The organism is Capsulimonas sp., from assembly GCF_039929585.1.
GTDB lineage: Bacteria > Armatimonadota > Armatimonadia > Armatimonadales > Capsulimonadaceae > Capsulimonas.
In genome coordinates this window covers 1-3,784 of sequence record NZ_JBDSQY010000079.1, presented here as the reverse complement: position 1 = coordinate 3,784, position 3,784 = coordinate 1, and the positions used below count along the sequence as shown (strand labels likewise).

Genomic DNA, 3,784 nt, shown 5'->3' with positions numbered 1-3,784 from the left:
GCCGCCACGCTCTGGATCGACGCCGAGACTTGCTCCGCCGATGCGCTCATCTCTTCCGCAGCCGCCGAGCTCTCCTCCACCACCGCCGCAACTCCATCGATCTCCGCGCTGATCCGGTTCGATTCCGCGCTCATCTGCCGCGTCGCCTCATCGATTCCCGCGATCCGAGACGCCACCGACGCCGCGTGACGAGCGATCTCTGCAAGCGCATTCTCGACTTCACCCGCTAAGCTCACGCCCGTCGCCGCCTCGGTCCGACCCTTCGCTGTCGCCGCTGAGGCCGCCTGCGTGCGCTCCTGCACCGTCGCGATCATCGAGGTGATCTCACGAGTCGCCACCGCCGAACGTTCCGCCAGCTTGCGCACTTCCTCCGCGACCACCGCGAACCCACGGCCCGACTCCCCGGCCCGCGCCGCTTCGATCGCCGCGTTCAGAGCAAGCAGGTTCGTCTGCTCCGCGATCTGATTGATCGTCTCAACAATCGACCCGATCGTGCGAGCCGACTCGCTGAGCATCGACATGGTCTCGGCGCTGGCGTCAATCGTCTGCTCGATGGATCGAATACTCTGGATCGACCGGGCGACTGTACCCGCGCCCCGCTCGGCCGCTCCAGCGGCGTCACTGGCGGCGGCGCTGGCTTCCCCGGCGCCGTGGACGACACTATCGATGGAGCTGGTGAGGTTCTTGATGCGCTCGCGGCTGCTGGCCAGCGACACGGCCTGGCTGGCGGCCCCCTGGGCGACTTCACTGGCGCCGCGGGCCGACTGCTCGCTGGCGCTGGACACTTCGCCCATCGTCGCGCTAATCTCTTCCGAGCCGGCCCCCACCTGCTGGGCTGCGCTGACGACCGAAACCGACGATTGCGACACGCGATCCGCCGCCGACTGAAGCTGGCCGACGACACCCGTCAGCGATGCCTGTGACCGTGTGAAGGAATAAATCGTTTCCTGTACCGTCCCAAGGATTTCGTTAAACGTTTCCGTGACTTTCCCGATCTCGTCGCGTGATTTGACTTCAATCGGCTTCGTTTGCGGCTCCACGCGAACGGTCAGATCGCCGGTTTCCAGAGCGCCGATGGCCTTGTTCAGATTGGCGATACAGACGGTCCGTAAAGTGTTGTAGCCTTCGGAGACAAGCCGCAAAGGATGCACGATCTGGCGAGTGATGATTGAGGCAAACACGACTCCGAGGATCAAGGAGGAGAGCAGGAGGAAGCCCATGAGCCACACGCCGCTGTGATAGGCGTCGCTGGAGCTCTTATGGTAAGCCGCGCTGTGTCCTTTATTCCACTCGATCATATCATTGACCACGGCGGCCATATCAAGGAAGATTTGCTTCATTTCGTTGTTCATCAGCAAAGCGCCTTGATCCGTTTGATTGCGGCGGCTGAGGGCCAGAAACTTTTCCTGATAGCCTAAATAACTATTCCATTTGTTCTGGAGATCCAGGGCATTCTGTCGATCCACCGGATCTATCACCGTATCGGCGTATGCCTTGATCGCTCCGCTGGCTTTGTCGATGGATGCGCTGATCGACGTCTCCACCTCACGCTTCTCAGCGTCATTTTTCGTCAGAAGGTGGCGGTATTGCAGCACTCGAACCTGACGCGTCTCGCCGGCGGCGATGCTGAGATTTTGAAGACCGATGACGGAATCAGAAACGATCAGGCCGGAGATACGGTCTTGAGCCGCCATCTGACGGACAGCAATCCCCGTCAGCGCGGCCGAGAGCATCAAGCAGAAACCAAAACCGACCGCAAGCTTGTAAGCGATCTTCAAATTAGTGAACATGGACATCCTTTTCGAATGCAGATTGGCGACAGTCGTCGCGCAAAACATCAATTACTGCATGAGTGCAATCTTGTTATCTGCTGACATTGTCGGGATCGACCATCTACAGCGTCATAGGCGAATCGGCATATTCTGGGATATTTACAAAATAAAAAAGGCGCCCGCCGTTTGGCGGGCGCCCTCGCGCTGGAAGAAATTAGATGTGACAGCTTGCCAGACCGCGCTTCTCAAGGTACTGCTGATGGTAATCCTCGGCAATATAGAATGTCTGCGCCGGGACGATCGCCGTGACAATCGGCTTGGGGAAGGTTCCCGCCGCTTCCAGCTTCGCCTTCGTCGCTTCGGCCTGCTGCTGCTGCTCCGGCGAATGGTAGAAGATCGCCGAACGATACTGCGCGCCGACATCCGGCCCCTGCCGATTCAAGGTCGTCGGGTTATGGTTGCCGAAGAAGACAGCCAGCAGCTCTTCGTAGGTGACCTGCGCCGGGTCGAACTCGACCTGCACCACTTCCGCGTGTCCCGTCGTATCCGTGCACACTTCTTTGTAGGTCGGGTTTTCCGTTTGTCCGCCCTCATATCCCACAGCCGTCGCGGTGACGCCCGGCGTCTGCCGGAACGCCGCTTCGACACCCCAAAAACATCCCGCTCCAAATGTCGCGATCGCCATAATATCCCTCTCTTTCGCCGACGCTCATACGCGCCGGCGTTTTATGCCTAAACTCTACGTGAGAATTCGATCTCCGTCCGTCATTGATAACGTTTGATACCCCCGGTTTGGTTCCATCACGCAGGTATACTACGAGTACTTATGATGAGCGAAAATCCCCTTGCCTCTTCCCTGACCGCGCTGCGCGCCGCGATCGCCGACGCCGGACAGGGACTGATCGAGCGCGAAGCCCTGGTCGAATCCATCGCGCTGGCCGCCGTGGCCGGCGAGCATGTGCTGGTGATCGGCCCTCCGGGCGCCGCCAAGAGCGAGGCGGTCCGCCGGATCTCCCGCGCCATCGGCGGTCATTACTTCGAGTATCTGCTGGGACGCTTCACCGAGCCCAGCGAGATTTTCGGGCCCGTCGATCTGCGCCGCCTGCGCGAGGGGTTCGTGGAGACGGAAACGACGGGGATGCTTCCCGAAGCCGAGATCGCCTTTCTGGACGAAGTGTTTCTGGGATCGACGGCGATCCTTAACACCCTGCTCGGCATTCTGAACGAGCGCGTCTTCCGGCGCGGGCATACGCAGGCTGCGTGCCCCTTGCGTCTCTGTGTCGGCGCATCCAACGGGCTGCCCGACGACGACACGCTCGCCGCTTTTGCGGACCGGTTCCTCGTGCGCGTCTTCCTCGATCCACTTCCCGACACCCGTCTCGAAGAACTGCTGGAAGGGGGCTGGGCGCTGGGGAACTCGACCGTACAGACCACCGCATCGATCGCCGACCTGGATGCGCTTGCTGCGGCGGCGCGCCAGATGGACATGGCGCCGATCCGCCCGTTCCTCGCGCACGCTCTGCGGCTCCTGCGCGCCGCCGGCATCCCCCTCTCGGATCGCCGCGCCGTGAAGACGCAAAAGCTCGTCGCTGCCGCCGCCGTGGTCGCGGGACGCACACAGCCGACTGAAGCGGACCTCTGGCCGATCGTCCTTGCGACGCCGACCGCCGAGACACAAGAGCTCGCCCGCCAAACCCTGCGTGAAATCCTGGACAAGTCTGAGAACGCCATGCTGAAAACCGCCGCCGAAGCCGCATCGCTCGGTCCTCTCGCCCGCGCCGCGCGCCTGGTCGAGGCTGGCCGCCGCGTCCTCGCCGAGCGCCCCGACCCCAGCGACGCTCGCGCCGCCGAGCGCCGACGCCTTGCTTTGGAGGGAGTCGCACGGGAAATCGACGCCGGCTTCGCGCGCGAAGCGCTGCCGCCGGATCTGATCGGGGTACGTGCGGAGATCGTGGCCACATTATCGACCAATGCGCCAAACATATCAGAACGCGAGTAGTGGGTTAGTTTGA

Annotated in this window: 3 protein-coding genes; 1 reads left to right on the top strand and 2 read right to left on the bottom strand. The window is 61.9% G+C overall.

Annotated features, from left to right (window positions below; all coding sequences use genetic code 11):
* Both ABIZ35_RS05785 and msrA read right to left on the bottom strand, forming a co-directional pair.
* Window positions 1-1,790 (bottom strand): methyl-accepting chemotaxis protein (locus tag ABIZ35_RS05785; RefSeq protein ID WP_348218925.1); only part of this gene is annotated, 1,790 nt, incomplete at its 3' end.
* 196 nt (window positions 1,791-1,986) lie between these two features.
* A complete protein-coding gene (gene msrA / locus ABIZ35_RS05780; RefSeq protein ID WP_348218924.1) occupies window positions 1,987-2,457 on the bottom strand; it encodes a peptide-methionine (S)-S-oxide reductase MsrA in 471 nt (156 codons plus the stop codon).
* A gap of 141 nt (window positions 2,458-2,598) precedes the next feature.
* On the opposite strand from msrA, the gene ABIZ35_RS05775 reads away from it, so the two are divergent.
* Window positions 2,599-3,771, top strand: a complete 1,173-nt coding sequence (locus ABIZ35_RS05775) for an AAA family ATPase (RefSeq protein ID WP_348218923.1) — start codon at window positions 2,599-2,601, stop codon at window positions 3,769-3,771.
* Window positions 3,772-3,784 lie beyond the last annotated feature (13 nt).